This window comes from Arthrobacter sp. JCM 19049 (assembly GCF_001310435.1).
In genome coordinates, this window is the sequence record NZ_BAXF01000893.1 from 1 (window position 1) to 604 (window position 604).

A 604-nucleotide genomic window follows, 5' to 3' on the forward strand; every position below is an offset into this window, starting at 1 on the left:
CCGGCGCAGCGCACTTTATGTCTGCGCACCGGTACCGGCCTGCCAGGTATCGGGTGCCAGGGCGCTGTGGACCCGCGGTGCGGCAGCAGGGCGGCGCCCAGCGCTTCTGAGAAGAAGAGCTTCATAGCGTGTTCCACACTCTGGATCACGCCAACATCTCTGCGCATCAAAGAGGTCGACGCGCTACACCGGGGGTGAAGTTGGCAACAAAGCGGGCTTGACTGGTCACCGGCAGTGCCGCGGGGCTGTCACACTGGAAGGATGACTTGCCAAACTCTTCCCGCCGCCACCGAACTGGAGATCACCGAGGCCACCGCCGAGGATTACCAGCGCATCGGTGATATCACCGTTGACGCGTACCTGGACGCCGGGCACTTCGATGACCCGAACCACGAGTACCTGCAGTTCGTGCGCCAGGTTGCCAAGCGCCACGAGCACTGCACCATCCTGGTCGCCAAGCGCGACGGGCACGTCATCGCCAGCATGTCGCTGATGCAGCACGGCAACGAATACGCCGACATCGCCCTGCCGGGGGAGCTGGAGATCCGCATGCTCAGCGTGGACCCCACCGTGCAGCGCAGCGGCGCCGGCAAGGCGATGGTCG

1 protein-coding gene is annotated in these 604 nt (G+C 65.1%); it reads left to right on the plus strand.

What is annotated here, in order from left to right; translation table 11 throughout:
• Positions 1–261: 261 nt before the first annotated feature.
• On the plus strand, positions 262–604 hold a 343-nt coding region (locus tag JCM19049_RS16970), incomplete at its 3' end, for a GNAT family N-acetyltransferase (protein ID WP_054822095.1).